This window comes from Nonomuraea sp. NPDC050451 (assembly GCF_044458585.1).
In genome coordinates, this window is the sequence record NZ_JBITHZ010000011.1 from 12592 (window position 1) to 31206 (window position 18615).

Genomic DNA, 18615 nt, shown 5'->3' on the forward strand with positions numbered 1-18615 from the left:
GACCGCGGCCCGCGATTGCGATCGCGTTCTGTCACGGCCCCGGGCTTCACCCTTTCCTGAGCCCGTCCCCCTCGGGTTGCGTCGCGGCGAGGCCTTGCCACGACGCAACCCCATCACAGGGCGCGAGTGGCTACCAGTGGGACGTGGACGGCACCCGTACGGTCGCCGCTGACCTTCGCGCTCTGGCCGACGAACCAGCGCAGGGCGGTCTGACCTGATCGCGCGCCTGTGGGCCGCAGAGAAGGCGCTCAGCACGGCGCTGCAGGTGGACGGCGCGGTGGAGGTTGAACGCCCGACTTAGGCCGCACGAGCTGAAGCAGGCGGAGGGTGCGGTTCGGCGCACGACTGGCGTCCATGGTCGACGCGAGCACTGAGGGCCCTTTCCCCCTTTGGGACAGGCCTCGCCGCGATCGTGTTTCCGCAGGAACGATCGTCCCGAAACTCGTGTCACTTTCCGAAGTCATGTGCACGGATGTCCTGGGGTTTCGGGGATCTGTGCAGAGGACTGTGGAGCACCGGCTTGTCCGTAGTCCTCTGCGCTACGGTGCATCTTGTTCTGTACTCGCGTGCGCGACGGTGAGGTCCCGGCATGGACGGCGGGCGGGCGTAGATCATTGAGCGGGGCGTGCTGACCGCCCCGGATGACGCCTGGGACGTGGCGGTACGCCAGGCGGAGATGATCGGCCGGCTGACCGCCGAGCCGCGGGTGGGTTGGCGGCCGAACTGAGGATCTCACGGCGTCAGGTGTACGTGCTGCTGGGCCGGTGGCGCGGGCGAGGGCGTCGTCTCAGGCCTGCTTCCCCGGCTCTCCAGCGGCGGTCGCGAGGCTAGAGTCTGTTTCCGAATTGATCTTGTCGGTGATCCCTGGGACCTTCATGATCGTTGGGTGCGTGGGGATCTCAGTGATGAGCAATGAGGCCTTTTCATCCTGATGGCCTGGTACGGCAGGCCCGCGGAGAACGGTGTCCCCGTGGAGCCCGCAGGAGCGTGCAGCGAAGTGATCCACCGTCCGCGGCCAACTTGCGGGGGCCGTGGACGGTGGGTTCTGCTCACCTCGACCCGGGAACGACTCCGCACAGGTAAGTGGACTCCTCCAGCAGCCGCGGCGTCATCGTGATCCCGGTGAGGCGCTCGGCCAGGAGGAACGCCGGCCCTTCGTGGGGGTCGGCGATCAAGTAGACGGGGGAGTCGATCCGCTCCAGAGTCTCTAGGAGTTCGTCCGGCAGCTCCTCTGAGTAGCTTTCATGGTGCCTGAACATGAACTGGATCTTCCCGTCTTTGATCCAGTGGGAATAGCCTTCCTGGTACGCGAACTCGAACCGGATCTTTCCGTCGTCGATCCAGTAGAAGTAGTCCATGCCGTCGACGTCGAGGTAGAAGTGGGAGACGAGACGGGTGCCCGCCGACAGCGGCATAATGATCTCTTCGGTGACACCAAGCCCGCCGTAGGCCTCGACGAGGAGTACCCAGTCTCCAACGGCGACGGCACCGAAGGTTTGCCGCCGGATCAGCTCATCAAGCGTCACGCGAGAGCAATCTTCAACCCGGACGCCGAGCCGGGTCACCACTTCCTCAGGCGTCAGGCCGCGGACGTAGGTGAAGCAGTAGGCATCCGCCAGGCCGGGGAAGCGCTCAGGGGAGAACCAGGAGTAGTCGTCAGGAGTCGCGATCATCCCGTCATGCTCGCAGCACCCACCGACACAACAAGAGCCATTTCATCCTGAGTAGCGGCCTTCTTCCACGAGCTGCAGCACAAGGATCGCCTGCACGAGCGCGGTCGCTCGATGCGGGCAACAGCGCAGCCTGGTCAGCACGTTCCAGCCCTTCAAGGTCGCGACGGCACGCTCCCCGATGGCCCGGATACAGGCGTGGGCGCGGTTGACGTCCCGCTGCCCGCGTGACAACCCGGGCCGATGGCGATGCCACTTGAACGGCGTCCGAATCGTGCCGCCTGCGCCTTGATAACCCTTGTCCGCAAAGGTCTTCACGTCGGCGCTGGTCAAGGCGTCGATCAGGCCGACCTTCCGAGCGGCGGTCACGTCGTGCACGGCGCCCGGCAGCGCGTGCGAGGCCCACACCAGTCGGCCCATGGGGTCGGCCAGCAGTTGCACGTTCATTCCATGCCGCTTGTGTTTGCCGCTGCAATACGGCCGCTTGTCGGCGAGGCGGTCGATCGGGATGAGAGCGCCGTCCAGGATGGTGTAGACCAGCCGGGCCGCTCGCGCCACAGCGGCGTGGGCGTCATCGGCCAGGGCGGCCAGGAGATCGACGGCTTCGCGAACATAGCGCCAGGCCGTGGTGGTCCCTACGGCGAAACCGGCGGCCAGGCGGGCGTAGGTGTCGCCATTGCACAAATGGGCCAGGACCAGTAGCGCCTGCTGCGCTGGGTCTAACTTCCGCCACAGGGAGCGGCGTTCGGCGTGCCGGGTGCGGATGAGTTCGGCCAGGCGAATCAGGGTGTGGTTGGACAGTGGAATCGAGGCACGTAAGCAGCAACGAGGCTCCCGGTTGGGGCATCGGATCTTGGTCGACTGCTGTCTTATCGGGAGCCTCCTCTCATCCGCCACTGCTTTCCGCAGGCCCATCCTGACCAGCGCCTTCACGATGGAAAGAGCTCAGTGGGCGGTGCCGGAGCCGTTACTGCCGGTCACGGCCGGGCGGGGACGCCCGGCCGTGGTATCGCGTCGATTACTGATCGATGGCATCCGATGGCGGGTCCGGACAGGGGCGCCGTGGCGGGATCTTCCCGAGTACTACGGGCCATGGCAGACGGTGTACGGATTCTTCCGCCGCCGGCAACGCGCCGGAGTATGGGCCGACCTGGTCACGCAACTACAGGCCTGGGCGAGCTGGCCTGGGAGGGTGACCGTCGATTCCACGATCTGCCGGGCGCATCAGCACGCCGCCGAAGCTCGCCGGGATCCGGCCGCCCAGCAGGAACCACCGGCCGGGCCGGACTCTGCCGAGCCTGCCGATCACGCGCTGGGCCGGTTCCGGGGCAGCCTGGGCACGAAGCTTCATCTGGCCGGTGAACAGGGTCAAAAGCCGCTGTCGTTCCTGCTCACCGCGGGTCAGCGGGGTGATGCGCCGCAGTTCGTGCCCGTGCTGGAGGCCATCAGGGTGCCCCGCCTGGGCCCGGGCCTGCCCCGGACCCGCCCGATCCGCGTGCGCGGCGACCAGGCCTACTCCTCCCGCGCCAATCGCGCCTACCTGCGCCGCCGCCGGATCAAGGCCACCATCGCCGAACCCGCCGATCAGATGCGTAACCGCAAACGACGCGGCCGCACCGGCTGCTGGCCACCGCTGATCGATGCGGCCGACTACCGCGCCCGGCACGCCGTCGAATGCGGCATCAACCGGCTCAAACGCCACCGCGCCGTGGCGACCCGATACGACAAGCTCGCCGTCCGCTACGAAGCCGTCCTGCACATCGCGATCATCGGCGAATGGCTCTGACCCCGCACCGGCCCCGGCATGCCATCCTGGAGCCTCACCACCAAGGGGATCCGTCATGGCCGCCACCTTCTGCATCGCCGACACCGAAGACGGCCGCTTCATCGACGACCCCGGCCACGACGGTCTGTCCACGCATCTCCGGCCTGAACCAGGATGACAACACGTTCGTCACCCTCACCCCGGCCAACGACAGCGCCTCCTGGTACGCCTCGGTATCCCTGCTACCCGACGGCGACTACGAGGTCGAACTCGCCAACCCGGACCAGCAGGAGCACCAGACCACCCTCCATACCGACCACAGCAAGGTCGTCCGGCACGTTAACGACCGGCTGGCCCGTCTTCAACGTGCCAGATGACCAGCCGACTCATCCACACAGCCCTTTGAAAACACGTTCTAGCCGAGCTGAGGCAAGCATTGCCCCTGTCATCGCATCGGATCACCAGCGACCGGGCAGGCATCCGGCGTGATGCCGTCCAGCCGGACCGCGTCGGACTGGCCAGGGGACGGAGCGCTGAAGGTGATGGACGAAGCAACGGCCGACCACGAAACACCGATCGTGCGCCGCCGCCAAGTGCTCAGCCTGCCCGTCGCCTTGGCCTGCGGGTCGGCGGCGCTGACCGCGTGCGGCACCACACAACAAGCCAGCAGCGCCGCAACGCCCACCCCTGCCCCCGGCCAGGAGCAGGCGCAAGAGGTGCCGGTCACGCCACCGGAGGACCTCATGCGGGAACACGGGGTCCTCAAACGCGTACTGTTGATCTACCGGGAGGGCATCCGCCGGATCAACGCCGGCGAACAGGTCCCCCAACAGGCCCTGCACGCCGGAGCCGGCATCATCAGGACCTTCATCGAGGAATATCACGAGCGACTCGAAGAACGGTACGTCTTCCCGCGCCTGGTCAAGGCCGGCAAGCTCACCGACACCGTCTCGGTGCTGCTCCAGCAGCACCAGCGCGGACGCGTCCTGACCGGCCGTATCCTGAACGCCACCGCCAAACCCACACCCCGGCAGGCCCGTCGCGACCTGGTCACGAACATGGCCGCCTTCATCCGCATGTACGAGCCGCACGAGGCCCGCGAGGACACCGTGGTCTTCCCTGCCATGCGGGACGTCATCCCGCCCAAGGAATTCGCCCAGATGGCCGAGACCTTCGAGGACGAGGAGCACCGCCGCTTCGGCGCGGCCGGCTTCACCGGCATCGTCACGCAGGTCGCCGACATCGAAAAGACGCTCCGCATCTACGACCTGAGCCAGTTCACACCCCGCGTATGACGATTTCCCCGGCCGGACGCTGGAGGCGAGCCCGGGACTCTCGGGCACAGGCGATCACCACGTTCAGAGCTCAAACAGCCCCCGGTGGCCGTTCCGCCTCGGGCAGCACCTCACGTGCCAGCTCCAGCAACGCCCTACGGTCCTCCGCCAGCGCTGCCACACCCGCCTCGGTGGCCCGGTAGATCCGCCGTACCCGGCCCTCGACCACTTCCTGCCGTGAGGACAGCAGCCCGTCGGCCTCCAGCCGATGCAGCGTCGGATACAGCGTGCCAGGGCTGATCGCATAGCCGTGCCGCTTGAGCTCCTCGGTCATCCACGCCCCGTGAATGTCCTGCTCGGCAGCGTGATGCAGGATGTGCAACCGTACCGCTCCGCGCTGGAACTCCCTCATCCTCGCCCACCATCCCGACTCGGCGCCGCCTCCAGCATATGGCGAAACCGATATCGGCCACCGATGTCGGAGCCTTCGCCCTGCAGCAGGAGGAACGTTGTGCTCACCCGTCGTTTGAGCCGCGTTCACCGCGAAGCCTTATCGTCAGAGGATATCGGGGGCCGATATCGACGGAGGACACCAATGGCCACCGACAACGACGCACTCCTTGCCCCGATCATCGCCAACCTGGCCGCGCGTTACCCGGCGCAGGAGCGCGCCACCATCGAGTCCTACGCGCAGCAGGCCTATCAGGAGTTATCGGTCTCAGCCGATGCCGGCACGGACGCCTATCTCCCCGTCCTCATCGAAAACGCGGTACGAGACCGGCTCGCACACTAACCCCGGGCTGCACTGTTCCGCTTCTGGAACGACCCCTCGTCACTCCTACGCCTACCATCATGGTTGCAAGCTACAACGATTTTAGTTGTATAGTCGAACCATGTCGGAGGAGATGCAGTTGCAGGAGACCGTGGCGCGGTTCGTCCGAGCCTTCGGTCTTCATCAACCCGACCAGACCCCTTGCGGGCAGCCCATCCCGGTATCGGAGGCTCACGCACTGGGCGAGCTGGCCAGGGACGGCGCTTTGCGGCAGAGCGACCTGGCGCACCGGCTCCGCCTGGAGAAGAGCAGCACCAGCCGCCTGGTCACCCAGCTCATCAACCGCGGCTGGGCCGAGCGCACCCCTGCCCCGGACGACGGGCGAGGCGTGCTCGTCCAGCTCACCCCGCAAGGGGCGAACGCCGCAGAGCAGCTGGCCAAGGCCAGGGCGAAGCGGTTCACCGCCATTTTGGACCGCGTTCCCGAGGGCGAACGCGCTGACGTGCTGCGCGCCCTGACCATCCTCACGGAGGCCATCGATGAAACTTAGGAATCGCCGCGTCCAGGCACTCATCGCCGCGCTCGCGTCCGTTGTCGTGGCTGCGACGGCGTACGTTCTCATCAACCGGGGCGAGCAGCAGGCACTGGCCGCCCGGCAGGCGGAGATTGCGGCCAGGAGCCGGAAGGTGATGCCGTTCGACCTGGAGCGCACCACACACCAGTTCGCCAAGGCCGCCACCGGCGGCACACAGACGGTCACCTCCGACGATCCGGCCGACGCCCAGCAGGTCAAGCTGATCCGCGAGCACCTGACCGCCGAGGCGGCGGGCTTCAGCAAGGGCGACTACGGCGATCCCGCCTCCATCCACGGCGGCGAGATGCCGGGCCTGCGCGACCTCGAACAAGGCCACAGCCGCATCGACATCCGCTACACCGAAGTGCCCGCGGGCGCCCGGATCACCTACACCTCCGCCGACCCGGCCTTGATCAACGCGCTGCACGCCTGGTTCGACGCCCAGGTCACCGACCACGGCCAGCACGCCGAACACGGCTGACCTCGTCCCGGCACCCCCTCGGGCAGTTCGTCCATGGGCGAGCGCGACTGCCACCGGCCCCATCAAGAAGGAGAACGGCAACGGCACGATCACCACGAGGAGGCCCAGCAGGTGGTGGCGGTTGGCTTGATTGACTTCCTTCCGTTGAAGTCCGGGATAGGCACCGTGACCGGCGTCTTTCGGCCCGTCATTCCTCGCGTGGGGTACAAGCTCGTGCTTCGATGTTGCCTTGTCCATACATCGCATGAATCGCACCATGAGAGGTCACCCATGCCGGATCTCGACGACCCGACCGCCATGTTTCAGGAGTTCGACCGCGACGGGGACGGATACATCACGCGAGAGGAGTTCACGCTCGCCATGAACACGCGCGGCGAGGAGGTCACCGCCGCCGAGCTCGACTCCATCTTCAAGGTCTCGGACGAGCACGATGGAGACATGGACGGGCGCATCTCGCTGGCGGAGTTCCTGGTGGCCTGGAACAAGTAACGGCGCGCTTGCCTACCGCAAACGATCAACCGGTCGCCCCGGTAGGCACCAGGAACGTCCGGGAAGATGCAATGGCGGAAACCTCCACCGGTTGCTCCGCTCGGCGCGGATGGTCCCGGTGGTTGCTTCGTTTCGGGAAGCGATAGGGACGGCCCCCGGGCGCCATGGGTAAGCGCACGTATCCGGGGGCCTGTCTCCCCGAGACATGCCAGCGTTCATGCAAGGCCCGCCGCTTCCCTCGAACCCATGAGCGCGTTCCGCATTCGGAACGTCGGCACGAGGCATGCGTCGCCGCCTGCGCTGTCGTCGCGGCCCGCGAGATTCTTCACGCTGCCGCTTGATACAGATCAGCTCGACGTTCGGAGCGGACGCGTAGTCGTTTGAACTGGTGCAGCCAGGCAATAGTGCGCTCTACCACCCAGCGAACCTTTCCCAGGCCCGAGCCGTGCGCCGTTCCGCAGCGGGCGATGACGGGCTTGATGCCGCGCTGCCACAGCAGCAGCCCGGTAGAGGTCGTAGTCGTAGCCCCGGTCGGCATACAGCCGCCTCGGCTTGCGGCGTGGCCGGCCGCGCACTCCTCTGATGGGCGGGATCTTGTCCAGCAGCGGCAGTAGCTGGGTGACGTCGTGACGGTTGCCACCGGTGACCGAGACGGCCAGCGGTGTGCCGTGCCGGTCAACAATTACGTGGTGTTTGGAACCGGGACGACCTCGATCAACAGGCGATGGTCCAACGTGGCCCCCCCTTTGAGAGCGCAAATGTGCGAGCCGTCCATCGAGGCCGCTTCCATATCCAACAGGCCGGCCGCACGTAATTCGGCCAGCAGTAGTTCGTGCTGCCGCGGCCACACGCCGGCTTCGGTCCAATCGCGTAACCGCCGCCAGCAGGTCACTCCAGAACACCCGACAACAGAGGCGGGCACATCACGCCACGGCACATCCCGAGTCAGCACATAGATGATGCCGGCCACCGCCATCCGGTCATCCACCGGAAGCCGCCCCGGGTGGCGCACACGGCGTGGCGGACGCGGTGGCAACAGCCCCGCCACACACTCCCACAGATCATCCGGAACAAGATCGGTACCGCAACCACCACGCCGAATCTCATCCGAAACCAGCTGCTATGAGCGTCGTCGAGTGAGGGACAGAGCAGCGAAGACGATCACGGCCATTGCTGTTACCAGAGCGACAAACCAGCCAGGTCTGAGCGTGGGTTCATGCCAAGAGGCCCATGGATCGTCGGCCATGAGAGTTGCAAACCCACCTGATCTGATGGCGAAGAACACCAAGGCCAAAGCCGCGAACACCCCGGGGATGACCGTTAACGCTGTCAGTCGGCGACGGGTTAGCAGTTCGGCACATCCCAGCGCCACCGTGCTGGCCCCAGCCATGAGCGTGCAAACGCCAGAAACGCTATCGATGCCGGGGAAGTTGTAGACGGCGCCACTGCCAAGGCCGGTGCTTGGCTGATCGGCTGGGGCGGTAAAGCCTGTCCATGGAAGGAAGGCGGTCACCGCGAGTGCGGCCCCCATAGCGACCACTGCGCAGGCGTGGCCGGGGGGACCGCGTGTGGTGGTACCGGCGTGGCCTGCAGGTGGAGAGAAGTCAGCCATCGGACCAGCATAGAGAGCAACGTCGGCGATTTCGTGTTTCTGGCCTGCTTCATGTGGCCTGCAGCATCATCTGCCTCCGCAAGCTACGAACCGCATGCTGAAACGATCTGTAAGTGGACTCCCACTTGGCGTGCAGCCGGCAATACGGTAATCCACGTTCTGTGACGAACACGTCTGTTGGGCGTACCGAACTGCTCCAGCACGATATCCAAGCAGAGCTTGCTGTGATCGCTCCGCAGCGCCGGAGAAACAAGCGGCTCGCCTTCTTCCTGCGCCTCTCTGCCACGTTCGCTTCCGCCATTACCACGGTCTCGTTAGGGCTGAAGGTTGGCGGGACTTTCGGGCAGATGCTCACCCACGTTGCCCTAATCCTCAGCGCAACAGCGACCGTCATGATGGCGATCGATGCCTACTTCGATCCCCGCAGCCAGTGGATCCTGGAGGTCACCCACTGGGCACGCCTGCAGGCGCTACAGCGGAAGCTCAATGATGAACTCGCCCGAAGCGACGGGTCACTGGCGAACGCCACAGTTGACGAGCTTCGCACAGAGTTCGAGCAGTTGATGACTACCCATCTGGATGCTTGGCAAGACTTGCGTACGCGACCAGGCACTCCCCCCTGAAAGCAGACGTCAGGCCGTCACGCCGCCGAAGGGCTGCGCCGGGCTGGATTCATCGGCCTGGGCCAGGAGCGCGGGCACGTCCTGCACGAGATCATCCGCATCGTGTGGGTCACGGCCGAACGCTGCGCCGACATCGACGCGTTCATGAACCGGCTCGACGAGCTGACCATCACGCCCTCCAGCAGGTGATCATGAAGGCACGGGTGGAATCTGGTCGGTTGCCACACAGGTAGAGGTTCGACTCCTTCCGGCCGCTCTCTCGTGCGGCCGGCGCCCAGGTCGGCTGGGCACCGGCCGAGCCCCACATCCGGGTGCCGTCATGGCCGAGGCGCACCTGCTCCACTTGCCCGAACCATTACCAAAGTCGATATATCGCGCTTTTGCGGGTAGCTGAAGGGCTGCATGCGAGACCGACGGAGGAAAGCGATATGGGCTGGAGCTACCGCAAGTCGATCAAATTCGGCCCCTTCCGGCTGAACCTGTCCCGCCGCGGCGTCGGCCACAGCTGGGGCAACCGGCTGTTCCGGGTGACCCGCACAGCCGACGGCCGCCGTACGCTGTCGATCAACCTGCCCGGCGGCTTCACCTGGCGCAAAACCAGCACCCGCCGCTGACCGCCTCGGGCGGCAAAGAACCGAGTACCGAAGCGTCCCAGGAACTCAACGCTTACCGGCGCATGGTCACCTCTGACGCTCGCGTCGTCGTGGTGGCGATGCCCGCCGCAGGCCACTTGATCGGCGGACGCTCAGCGGCCGCGGTGCCCCTCCGCGGTGCAGATGACGGATCGTTTCGTTTCACGATGAGGTGTCCTCGGCCCGATCGATGAGTACCTGGACTCCGTCGAGGATGCGGTCAAGGCCGAAGTCGAGAGGATCAAGCCCCGTGGGCGCGAACGCGCCTTCGCCGATCGCGGTGGTCAGGGCGGGGAAGCGGGCGGCGTCGCGGTTGAGCAGTTCGCCGGTCAGGTGACCCCACTCCTGGTTGTGGTCTTCGTCGAAGTCGGCCAGTTGCTGGGCTTGGTTGCGTACGTGTCCGGCGACCAGCAGGAAGACCTGGTGGCGTTGGGGGGCGGCCAGACCGGTCGGCTCCAGCGCGGCGAGCGCGGCGTCCATCCAGGCGAGCTGGTTTGGGCCTATGAGCTGGCGGCGCATGGCGGTGGCCGCGAGCAGCCAGAGGTGGGCCTGGTAGACCGCCCACTGCCGGTGGGCCCACGCTGCGATCCGGGGCCGCCAGCCGGGAGCGGCGGCTGACAGGTCTGGGTGTTCGGCGAGGACGGCCTCGACCATCAGTTCGACGAGTTCGGCCTTGCCGGGCACGTAGCGGTACAGAGCCATGGCTGAGACGCCGAACGCGGCGGCGACCTTGTTCATCGAGACGGCCTCCAAGCCCTCGGCGTCGGCGAGCGTCACGGCGGCCTCGGCGATGCGGCGGGGGGTGAGGCTGGGCTTGGGGCCGCGGGCGGGCGGGTCCTGTTCGCCCCACAGCAGCGCGATGCCCGTGCGCAGGTCGCGCGGCTTGTCCTTGTCCTCGCGCGGCTTGGCGGCCCTGGCCATGGTGGCTCCCTCGTGTGGTGTTTCGGCGGGCGTCGGTTGACACCCGTCCAACATCGCCGCCACCGTCGTTGCCGCACCCGCTGCGGGCCTCCTCGGCTACCGCCAGCTCATGCGCGGCGCCCACGCCCGGCGGCTGCGCATCACCACCGGCCACGGCATTGACCAGTGCGGCTTCGTCCGCATCGGCGGCATCGACCAGTGGATCTCCATCCGCGGCGAGGACCTGCGTAACCCGGTGATCCTGGAGATCCACGGCGGCCCCGGCGCCAGCAACCTCATCTACACCGCCCGCACCCGCGGCTGGGAACGGCACTTCACCATCGTGCGCTGGGACCTGCGCGGCGCCGGCAAGACCTTCACCCACAACGGCCCCGACGGACAGGGCGAGATGAGCCTGCGGCAACTGCAAAGCGACGCCCTGGAGGTCACCCGGCATGTGCGCGCCCGGCTCGCCGTCGACAAAGTCGTGCTGGTCGGCTGCTCCTTCGGCTCCTTCATCGGGATGCGGCTGGCCCGCAGCCACCCCGAGCTGTACTCCGCCTACGTCGGCACCGACCAGAACATCAACGCCGGCGGCCGCGACCGCACCGCCTACCAGGCGCTGGTGGCCCGGCTCACCCAGGCGGGCAAGGACAAGGAACTGGCCGCCGTCACCGCCATGGGCCCCGACCGGTCGGCCTGGGACCTCGAGGCATGGTCGCAGTACAACAAGCACACCGTCGGCTCCGACCCGCTGACCTTCGACACCGTCAAGACCGTGGTGATCGGCTCACTGCTCACCTCGCCACTACACACGCTGCGCGACCTGCCCGCCTATATGAAGCCCATGAGCTTCTCCGAGCGCCTCGCGCCCGAATCCATGACGATCGACGAATGGGCCGAGGGCACCGCATTCCGGCTTCCGTTCTTCATCTTCCAGGGCGAGCAGGACGTGATCACCCCCGCCGCATCGGCCAAGCGGTTCTTCGACGACGTCACCGCCCCGATCAAGAACTTCGCGCTCATCCAGGACGCCAGCCACTTCGCCTCCTTCCGCCGCCCCGACCGGTTCCTCGACCTGATGCTCACCAAGGTCCGCCCGGCACTCACCAGCGAGCCGACCACTTCGTGAAAATGTTCCCGGCTTCATCCTGTTGATTCATCGGTGAAGCCGGCTCGGCGGCAGACAACTCCAAACACAGAAAGGACCCGTTTCGGTCTACTTCGCCGACAGCATCCCCGGAGGACAGCGGGGCCGTAACGTCGGTTCATGGATGAGCCGCAAGAGGCGATAGAGGCCGCACTCAACCCGCCCGGGAAGCGTTCCGCGCCCTGGACGGCGATCCGACCCTCGACGAAGCGCTTCTCGCGCTCCGCAAGCTTCACACGGCCGCGGAGCAGGCCGATGACGATCTTCACGAGCTCAAGCTGGCGGACGTGCCCCGCTTCGCGCCGCCCGACTGATCATCATGACCCGCTGGCTCGAAGGCCCAGCCGGCATCCGCGTCCAGCCCGTGGACGTCCGACCCGCCGGGCGAGGTCTGGTATCTCGTCACGCGAGGCGGCGCGGCCGTGGGTCAGTGCCCGGCTACTTCCAACTGCACGAGCTGACGGAGCTACTGGAGACGCTCGGCCTGAGCCTTGCGGATCTTCACGAGGCGGGGGACGACACGGACACTGGCATCGCGTAGTTCATCGACGCCGAACAGGTCCGTATCTGGCCCACCTGCTACCGCGACGACCCGATCGTCATTTGCGCTCCAGGCACGGGGGCGTAGCGGAAGCAGATATGGCCGGTCGGCATTCCGGGTTCCTATCCTGACGGCATGAGCCAGCCGGCGCCTGACTCCCGCGAACCCCTCGACTCCGCCGGGTCCGGCCCGCTGGACGTGGTGCGCGACGCGTACGTGCGGGCCGGTCTGCGGATGGGCGTGTATGTGCTCCTGTTCGGGCTTCTGACAGCCGTCGCCGTGGCCGGCTTCATCAGCTCGGCAGCCCAGGGAGAGGTTGCGGCGATCGTCATGTCGGCGCTGCTCGCCCTGGCCGCCGGATCCGTCGCCGGCGTCCTCCTGTGGGTCGTCGTCCCGCACCTGATGCCGTACCGGTCGAGATTGGTGCGGGAACTGGCGGCGGGCCACGGCCCGACGATGCGCCTCACGCGCAAGGCGCACTTCGACAGCGGCAGCTACACCAATGACTACGAGGTGACGTTCGCAGACGGGAAGGTCGACGGGCTGCGGGCCGCCCTCGGCCAGACCGGGGAACTGGAGCGGGCGTTGGCCGCGCTCGGCGTGGGATCCAATCCTCGGGCCTCGGACTGAGGAGGGCTTGGTCAACAAGGGATCCGACTACTGGCCTACCGCTGATCGAGCGGCAGGTCCGACCGGGCGGTGTGCTTTGCCTTATATCCGGACACGTACGTGATCAGGCCCGGCAGCAGCGGAATCGACAGCGACTCCAGCCAGTCGGGCAGGAAGGAGATGAGGTCCAGGTCGGCGTTGATGGCGTGCAGGACGGTCAGAACCGCGAGCAGGCCCAGGTAGGAGCCTGCGGCGGTGGCGGCCGTGACGTTCCGCTCGACATTGGGCTTGCCAAAGGTGATGGGGACTCCCTCCTTCCAACAAGGTGCGGACATGCGAAAGCGCCCACCCAGGCCGGGCGGACGCCAACGTCCAGTGAACCTTTCCCTGTAACTGCTCGTAGCGGTACGTGATTGCCTTACATGCTCCGTCCGTACTCCAGCTGAAGCAGGACGAGGGCTGCGATCTGGGCGATCCGGTTCGCGTCGAGGCTGGCTCGGCGCAGGCTTTGAATGTGGTCTTGAGCAGGGTGTTCGCCCGTTCGCCGATTCCATGGATGCCTCTCAGGAGCTGGTTGAACGCACGCTGCGGCTTGGTGAGCCGGCCCCCCTTGGGCTTCTTGAACGGCATCCTGAATATCTCCCGGGCCCTCTCGTATCCCAGGTCGGTGAGCGAGAGCGGTCTGGGTGGTGGCGAGCGACAGGGCTTCCACCAGGCCATGGGTACGGGCGCAGGTCAGGTCGTGCTCACGCCCCGGCCGGACCGCCGACACCCAGATCGGCCAGCCATCCGGCGCGGAGATGACCTGACGTTGCCGCCGTGGTGTTCGTGCTCGCCCGACCAGTACAGGTCGGCGCTGTTAAGCCCGAGGGTGGAGATTCTGTCGGTGTGGATCAGTGTGCCGTCAAGATTGAGATGCGTCAGCCCCGTCCTTGGCCGCGCACTCCAGCGCGGTCTTCAGATCTGGCGCCTGCGCGGCCAGGACATCGATGCCCTCATGCAGCAGCCGATAGGCCGTCGATCCACCAATGTTGTCATCCCTGCTCAGCTGCTGGAGGCGGGTGCCATCCAGAAACCAGCGGAGCACCATGACGGCCTGTTTGAAGCACCCAATGCTCGCCGGTTCCTGCGCGTGCCGACCGACCCTCTGGCGGCGCTGCCGCAGCAGGTGCGACAGGTGCAGCACGATCTCCCGGCGGACGTCGAGCACGGCGGCATAGGTGATCTGAACGACGAGTGAAGCCTCTCGCTTGAACTTGATCTCTTTGCAAAGACCCTCACACCGTCTCTCCGGCCCCGGCGAGGTCGTATCAAAAGAGAGGGCGGGATACCCTGCCTGCGGTGCCTCGAACCACGTGACCGGAGGAGTCGATGCTGGGATGACGGCAGGGCGACCGATGCCCACACAGGACGACGTGCTCGGATACTTCGACACGCTGTCGAACTGGGGACGGTGGGGCGACGACGACGAGCTCGGCACTCTGAACCACATCACCGACGACGTCCGGCTGGCGGCGGCGCGGGCCGTGCGCCACGGCAGGAGCGTGTCGTGCGCATGGGAGGTTGCCGTACCGGAAGACATGGAGCGGTCGACGACGACGTGCCCGTGCGCCGCCGACATGCCGGGTGCCGAGAACATGCCGGTGCCCGCATTCCACAACGACCGGCGCTGGGGCTTTTCCTCCGAGCGGCTCGGCATCACGTTCCACGGCAACACCCTCACCCACGTCGACTCGCCGTGCCACATCTTCTGGGACGGCACGATGTACAACGGGCGGTCGCACTCGCTGGTCGACCCCGCAACGGGATCGGCGTGGGCGTCCGTCACGGCGGCGGCGAACGGGATCATCACGCGTGGTGTCCTGCTCGACATTGCGAGCGTGCGGGATGTGCCGTGGCTGGAACCGGGGCAGGGTGTGTTCCCCGACGATCTCGAGGAGGCCGAGCGTCGCCAGGGCGTGCGGGTGCGATCCGGCGATGCGGTACTTCTGCGGACCGGCTATGGCCGCGTCCGGCACGAGACCGGTGCGGTCAGCGGTTTCACGCAGGCCGGGTGGCACGCGTCCTGCCTGCCGTGGCTGCATGAACGGCAGGTCGCGCTGATCGGCGCTGACACCCCGCAGGACGTTCAGCCATCGGGGTACGAAGACGTGTTGATGCCGGTTCACGCCGTGAGCCTCGTCGCCATGGGTCTGTGGATGCTCGACAACTGCGACCTGGAGGCGTGCGCGACGACGGCTGCCGAGCTCGGCCAGTGGGACTTCCACCTCGCAGTCGCGCCGGTCCGCTTCGCCGGTACGTCCGGCAGCCCGGTCAACCCGATCGCCACCTTCTGACCGCGGTTCACGAGGAGGTGCGACGCCATGAAGGACCCGGCCCGCACCCGGAACGCGGTCGTGGTCGGTGAGGACACGCCGTGCTGGTCGGGAACCAGGCGGCACGAGCGCCTCAAGGCGGGGTGTTGCAGCGTGCGATAGCTGCCGGCCGGACTGACGTTGGACCCGCCGTCTGGCCGCCCGCCCCGATCAGGACCGAGCGACTCGTGCTGCGCGAGTCGCAGGCTCGGGATCGTGTGGTGTTCGTCGAGCTGTTCGACTCGTTGGAGGCGGGTGCCTACGTCGGTGGTGCTCGGCCGCGCGAGGAGAGCCGATAGTCGTTGAGTACGCAGACCGCGAACGGCTGCTCGATGCGTCTCGCAGCGACGATGGCCTTCACCGAGGTGGGGATGTTCGAGGAGTACGGCGCCGAGCAGTGGTTCGCACATCGAACCCGGTGGCGGCCGATTGCTGACACCGCACCTGACCTGGGGAAACCGGGGTGACAGCGGGCGGACCGGGCGCCGGGTGGGGGAAGTACTCGGCGGCCCGCCATGCTTCCCCGTGGCGACCAACGTCCCGGACGGCGACGCGGCAGGAGACCGCGATGCGGAGCAACAGCAGGTACGACCGTGGCCCGACCCGTCGGCGACCACGAGGCGGCTGAGGCCCGCGCAGGAGGTGGAAATGACCGGCACGACTCCTCTGCGCGTGGGCCGAGGCCTTGCTCAGAGGAAGGTGCGCCTGGCCCGGATATCCAGCTTGGATTCCGCCGTGGTGGAGGTGGCCGTCGCGGTGACGAGGACAGTGCGCGAGTGCGGGTCGAGGATGGCAACTGCGAGGGGCCGACACGTCTGTCCGGCATTTCCGTCTGCGGATTGCGCCGTGATATCTGGCCCGGTCACAACACGCCCAACATTCCCGCATAGGCCAGCTCGCGGTTAACGGTCTGCGAGGTGGGCTCGGCGACAGGATTGATAGCCGTCACCTGGATCGACACGGGCGCCCCGTCCGTCCAGTCCTGGGCGCCGACGAGGGCCTCCGGCCACAGTTTGCGCGTGATCGTTGACTTACCTGCGCCGGACGGGCCGACGAGAAGGCCGATGTTCCACGACTGACCAGGAGCTGGTCAGCTTGTCGTCGAGGGGCACATCGAACAGGCCCTGTAGCTGAAGCACCCGCACCGACTTCTGCACCGGAGACGACAGGGTGATCTCAACATGCATGATTCTCCAGTCCGCACATCAAGCCCGACGCAGCCTTTTGGCCTCAACGCCGTGCATCGGCCGAGCAAACGTCGGACCATATGTGCATGGCGGAACAACCTGACCAGCGCCGAGCCGACGTATGTGTCCGTTGCAGAGCCCTGATGGACGACGACGGCTTTTGCCCGCGGTGTGGGGCTACCTTCCGACGCAACGGCAGCCTTGAAAGTCTTAGAGCCTGCTGACAAAGGGATTTGGTGTCGGAGTTCGAGCCAGGAGACGGTCGGGTTTGGTCATGTTCGGGCTAATTGACCCGCGAATGGTAGCGGGCTCCCAGTAGCTGAGGTGCTGTCTAAGATCGTATCCGTGACGAGGACCACCCCACCGCGCCCGCTCGACGTTGAGCTGCTCTTCCCGGAGCTGGCCGCTTACCGCGGCACGACTACCCGGCTGCACCCGCGTCAGGGCAGCCCGGACGTGTCGTCCAGTTCCGTGGGCGGGCCCCTGCTGTGGCCGGCGGACGAGCCGTGGCCGGTGTGCACAGAGCCGCACCGGCGCGGGAAAGGCCGGCGCCCCGCGGACATCCATCGGGAGCGACAGGTTCTCGAAGCCGCCTGGGCTCGCGATTCGGACCCCGGTCCCACGACGGAGGAGCGGGCACTCCTGGAGGAGCTGGCGCGGGAGCATCGCGTCGCGGGGGTGGCCGACACCGATCCCCTGCCGATGATCGGCGTCGCTCAGCTGTACCGGCGGGACGTTCCCGACCTGCTGGCGGGACCGGACGGGTGCGACCTGCTCCAGGTGTTCTGGTGCCCGTTCGACCGGCACGGGCCGACCGGCTACGGCATGTCGCTGGACCTCCGCTGGCGCCGATCCTCCGAGGTGGCCGAGGTCCTGGCCGCGCCACCCCGACCAGCAGTCGTGGGTTTTGAAGGATACGTCCCGGAGCCCTGCGTGCTGCACCCGGAACAAGTGGCCACCTACCCGTTCGCCGGACTGCTGCCCGAGGACCTGCGCGCCCGGATTTACGCCCGGGAGGAAGCCCTTGAGGAGGAGGCCGAAGAGACGGTGGACGACGACGCACCCAAGGCACCCACCTACCAGCACGACCTGTCCATTCCGCCCGGCTGGCGCGCCGGAGGGTTCGCGTCGTGGCACAAGACCGACCCGTCTCCCATGGACTGCCGAGCCTGCACGGCACCGATGGACCTACTGCTGACCATCGACAGCAAGGAGTGGGACGGCGGCAGCGGCAGCGGCAGCTGGAAGCCGCTCGAGGAACAGGACCTGCCCACGCACCGGTTCGCCACGCCGACCGAGGTCGCCGTGGGTAATTGGGGGCAGCTGAACGTCTTCGCCTGCCCCGTTCCCTCGCATCCGCACCGCTGGAGCATCCAGTAGGTCGTCAAACTTGTGCTCCCTCGTGTGTGCTCAATGCAGTCGCACCCTGACCGGATTCCCACAATTGAGCGTCGCGGCCATGGTCGGTGGCCGATTGCTGTACTCGTGAAGATCGAACGCGATGCAGTTCGGGTGCCTCCCGAAGCACTGAGCCCTTGTCTGTAACGGTGGTAGCTCTGCGCGTGCCTGCTGACATAGGGATTTGATACTCGAAGGCGGGGTCAGGAGATCACTGAGATGCGGTCATTTTGGGGTCGTTGACCCCTGAATGGGAGCGGGCTTCTGGTAGCTGAGGTGTTGTCTATGCATCTCGGCGGCCAGGAGCCCGTGGTTGACTGTTTACACGCTCACGTCCGTGGGTGCCAGTGGTCGTGCTTCACCGGGGTGCCGATGTTATGGCCGCAAGCCGTCATATCCGTCGGATCTGAGCGATGCCGAGTGGGCGGTGCTGGAAGGCGAGGCGCGGGCGGTGATGGCCGAACTGGTCGCGACCACTGGCAGGCCGATGGTCCATGACTTGCGGGCGATGCTGGACGCGATCGGCTACGTGACCAGGTACGGGATCGAGTGGCGGGCCCTGCCGGTGGACTTCCGCATCAGGC

General features: G+C 66.7%; 19 protein-coding genes and 3 pseudogenes. 15 read left to right on the forward strand and 7 right to left on the reverse strand.

Annotated features, from left to right (window positions below):
* Positions 1 to 1049: 1049 nt before the first annotated feature.
* Both ACIBI9_RS30390 and ACIBI9_RS30395 read right to left on the reverse strand, forming a co-directional pair.
* Positions 1050 to 1673: a DUF6461 domain-containing protein gene (locus ACIBI9_RS30390; RefSeq protein ID WP_397226736.1), complete on the reverse strand. Its 624-nt coding sequence runs from the start codon at positions 1671 to 1673 to the stop codon at positions 1050 to 1052.
* Between the two features lie 42 nt (positions 1674 to 1715).
* Positions 1716 to 2603 (reverse strand): transposase family protein, encoded by an 888-nt coding sequence (locus tag ACIBI9_RS30395; protein WP_397226738.1) that lies wholly within the window; start codon positions 2601 to 2603, stop codon positions 1716 to 1718.
* Position 2604: 1 nt separating this feature from the next.
* Here ACIBI9_RS30395 and ACIBI9_RS30400 point away from each other — a divergent pair, with 1 nt between their 5' ends.
* The 3 genes from ACIBI9_RS30400 (at position 2605) to ACIBI9_RS30410 (ending at position 4730) form a co-directional block, all read left to right on the forward strand.
* Positions 2605 to 3456, forward strand: a complete 852-nt coding sequence (locus ACIBI9_RS30400; RefSeq protein ID WP_397226740.1) for an IS5 family transposase — start codon at positions 2605 to 2607, stop codon at positions 3454 to 3456.
* Positions 3447 to 3812, forward strand: coding sequence for a hypothetical protein (locus ACIBI9_RS30405; protein WP_397226742.1), 366 nt, complete (start codon positions 3447 to 3449; stop codon positions 3810 to 3812). The genes ACIBI9_RS30400 and ACIBI9_RS30405 overlap by 10 nt, the downstream gene beginning before the upstream one ends.
* Positions 3813 to 3977: 165 nt before the next feature.
* On the forward strand, positions 3978 to 4730 hold the full coding sequence (locus tag ACIBI9_RS30410) for a hemerythrin domain-containing protein (RefSeq protein WP_397226744.1): 753 nt from the start codon (positions 3978 to 3980) through the stop codon (positions 4728 to 4730).
* 70 nt (positions 4731 to 4800) lie between these two features.
* Here the strand turns inward: ACIBI9_RS30410 and ACIBI9_RS30415 are convergent, their stop codons facing one another.
* Positions 4801 to 5121, reverse strand: a complete 321-nt coding sequence (locus ACIBI9_RS30415) for a PadR family transcriptional regulator (protein WP_397226746.1) — start codon at positions 5119 to 5121, stop codon at positions 4801 to 4803.
* 183 nt (positions 5122 to 5304) lie between these two features.
* Here ACIBI9_RS30415 and ACIBI9_RS30420 point away from each other — a divergent pair, with 183 nt between their 5' ends.
* The 4 genes from ACIBI9_RS30420 to ACIBI9_RS30435 all read left to right on the forward strand — a co-directional run bounded on the left by ACIBI9_RS30420 (position 5305) and on the right by ACIBI9_RS30435 (position 7025).
* Entirely contained in the window at positions 5305 to 5502 is a 198-nt protein-coding gene (locus tag ACIBI9_RS30420; RefSeq protein ID WP_397226749.1) for a three-helix bundle dimerization domain-containing protein, read from the forward strand.
* Between the two features lie 100 nt (positions 5503 to 5602).
* The gene (locus tag ACIBI9_RS30425; RefSeq protein ID WP_397226751.1) at positions 5603 to 6031 is read left to right on the forward strand and encodes a MarR family winged helix-turn-helix transcriptional regulator; all 429 of its coding nucleotides are present in this window, start codon (positions 5603 to 5605) and stop codon (positions 6029 to 6031) included.
* Positions 6021 to 6536: a hypothetical protein gene (locus ACIBI9_RS30430; RefSeq protein ID WP_397226753.1), complete on the forward strand. Its 516-nt coding sequence runs from the start codon at positions 6021 to 6023 to the stop codon at positions 6534 to 6536. The genes ACIBI9_RS30425 and ACIBI9_RS30430 overlap by 11 nt, the downstream gene beginning before the upstream one ends.
* A 270-nt stretch (positions 6537 to 6806) precedes the next feature.
* On the forward strand, positions 6807 to 7025 hold the full coding sequence (locus tag ACIBI9_RS30435; protein WP_397226755.1) for an EF-hand domain-containing protein: 219 nt from the start codon (positions 6807 to 6809) through the stop codon (positions 7023 to 7025).
* 325 nt (positions 7026 to 7350) lie between these two features.
* On the opposite strand, the pseudogene ACIBI9_RS30440 reads toward ACIBI9_RS30435, so the two are convergent.
* A pseudogene (locus ACIBI9_RS30440) lies at positions 7351 to 8127 on the reverse strand (IS5 family transposase).
* 671 nt (positions 8128 to 8798) lie between these two features.
* Between ACIBI9_RS30440 and ACIBI9_RS30445 the strand changes: the two are divergent.
* On the forward strand, positions 8799 to 9260 hold the full coding sequence (locus ACIBI9_RS30445) for an SLATT domain-containing protein (protein WP_397226757.1): 462 nt from the start codon (positions 8799 to 8801) through the stop codon (positions 9258 to 9260).
* A 428-nt stretch (positions 9261 to 9688) separates the two neighbouring features.
* On the forward strand, positions 9689 to 9874 hold the full coding sequence (locus ACIBI9_RS30450; RefSeq protein WP_397226759.1) for a DUF4236 domain-containing protein: 186 nt from the start codon (positions 9689 to 9691) through the stop codon (positions 9872 to 9874).
* Between the two features lie 180 nt (positions 9875 to 10054).
* On the opposite strand, the gene ACIBI9_RS30455 is transcribed toward ACIBI9_RS30450, so the two are convergent.
* Positions 10055 to 10813, reverse strand: a complete 759-nt coding sequence (locus ACIBI9_RS30455) for a TetR/AcrR family transcriptional regulator (protein ID WP_397226761.1) — start codon at positions 10811 to 10813, stop codon at positions 10055 to 10057.
* 109 nt (positions 10814 to 10922) lie between these two features.
* Here ACIBI9_RS30455 and ACIBI9_RS30460 point away from each other — a divergent pair, with 109 nt between their 5' ends.
* Positions 10923 to 11924: an alpha/beta fold hydrolase gene (locus ACIBI9_RS30460; protein ID WP_397226763.1), complete on the forward strand. Its 1002-nt coding sequence runs from the start codon at positions 10923 to 10925 to the stop codon at positions 11922 to 11924.
* 694 nt (positions 11925 to 12618) lie between these two features.
* Positions 12619 to 13113: a hypothetical protein gene (locus tag ACIBI9_RS30465; RefSeq protein ID WP_397226765.1), complete on the forward strand. Its 495-nt coding sequence runs from the start codon at positions 12619 to 12621 to the stop codon at positions 13111 to 13113.
* A 35-nt stretch (positions 13114 to 13148) separates the two neighbouring features.
* Here the strand turns inward: ACIBI9_RS30465 and ACIBI9_RS30470 are convergent, their stop codons facing one another.
* Positions 13149 to 13427 (reverse strand): hypothetical protein, encoded by a 279-nt coding sequence (locus ACIBI9_RS30470; RefSeq protein WP_397226767.1) that lies wholly within the window; start codon positions 13425 to 13427, stop codon positions 13149 to 13151.
* An 83-nt stretch (positions 13428 to 13510) separates the two neighbouring features.
* Positions 13511 to 14353, reverse strand: a pseudogene (locus tag ACIBI9_RS30475) (transposase family protein).
* Here ACIBI9_RS30475 and ACIBI9_RS30480 point away from each other — a divergent pair.
* The 4 genes and pseudogenes from ACIBI9_RS30480 to ACIBI9_RS30495 all read left to right on the forward strand — a co-directional run.
* A complete protein-coding gene (locus ACIBI9_RS30480; RefSeq protein ID WP_397226769.1) occupies positions 14343 to 15428 on the forward strand; it encodes a cyclase family protein in 1086 nt (361 codons plus the stop codon). The pseudogene ACIBI9_RS30475 and the gene ACIBI9_RS30480 overlap by 11 nt on opposite strands.
* Positions 15429 to 15748: 320 nt before the next feature.
* Entirely contained in the window at positions 15749 to 15913 is a 165-nt protein-coding gene (locus ACIBI9_RS30485) for a hypothetical protein (RefSeq protein ID WP_397226771.1), read from the forward strand.
* A gap of 1065 nt (positions 15914 to 16978) precedes the next feature.
* On the forward strand, positions 16979 to 18013 hold the full coding sequence (locus tag ACIBI9_RS30490) for a hypothetical protein (RefSeq protein ID WP_397226773.1): 1035 nt from the start codon (positions 16979 to 16981) through the stop codon (positions 18011 to 18013).
* Positions 18014 to 18368: 355 nt separating this feature from the next.
* Positions 18369 to 18593: pseudogene (locus tag ACIBI9_RS30495) on the forward strand (transposase); the annotation flags it as partial.
* Positions 18594 to 18615: the final 22 nt, after the last annotated feature.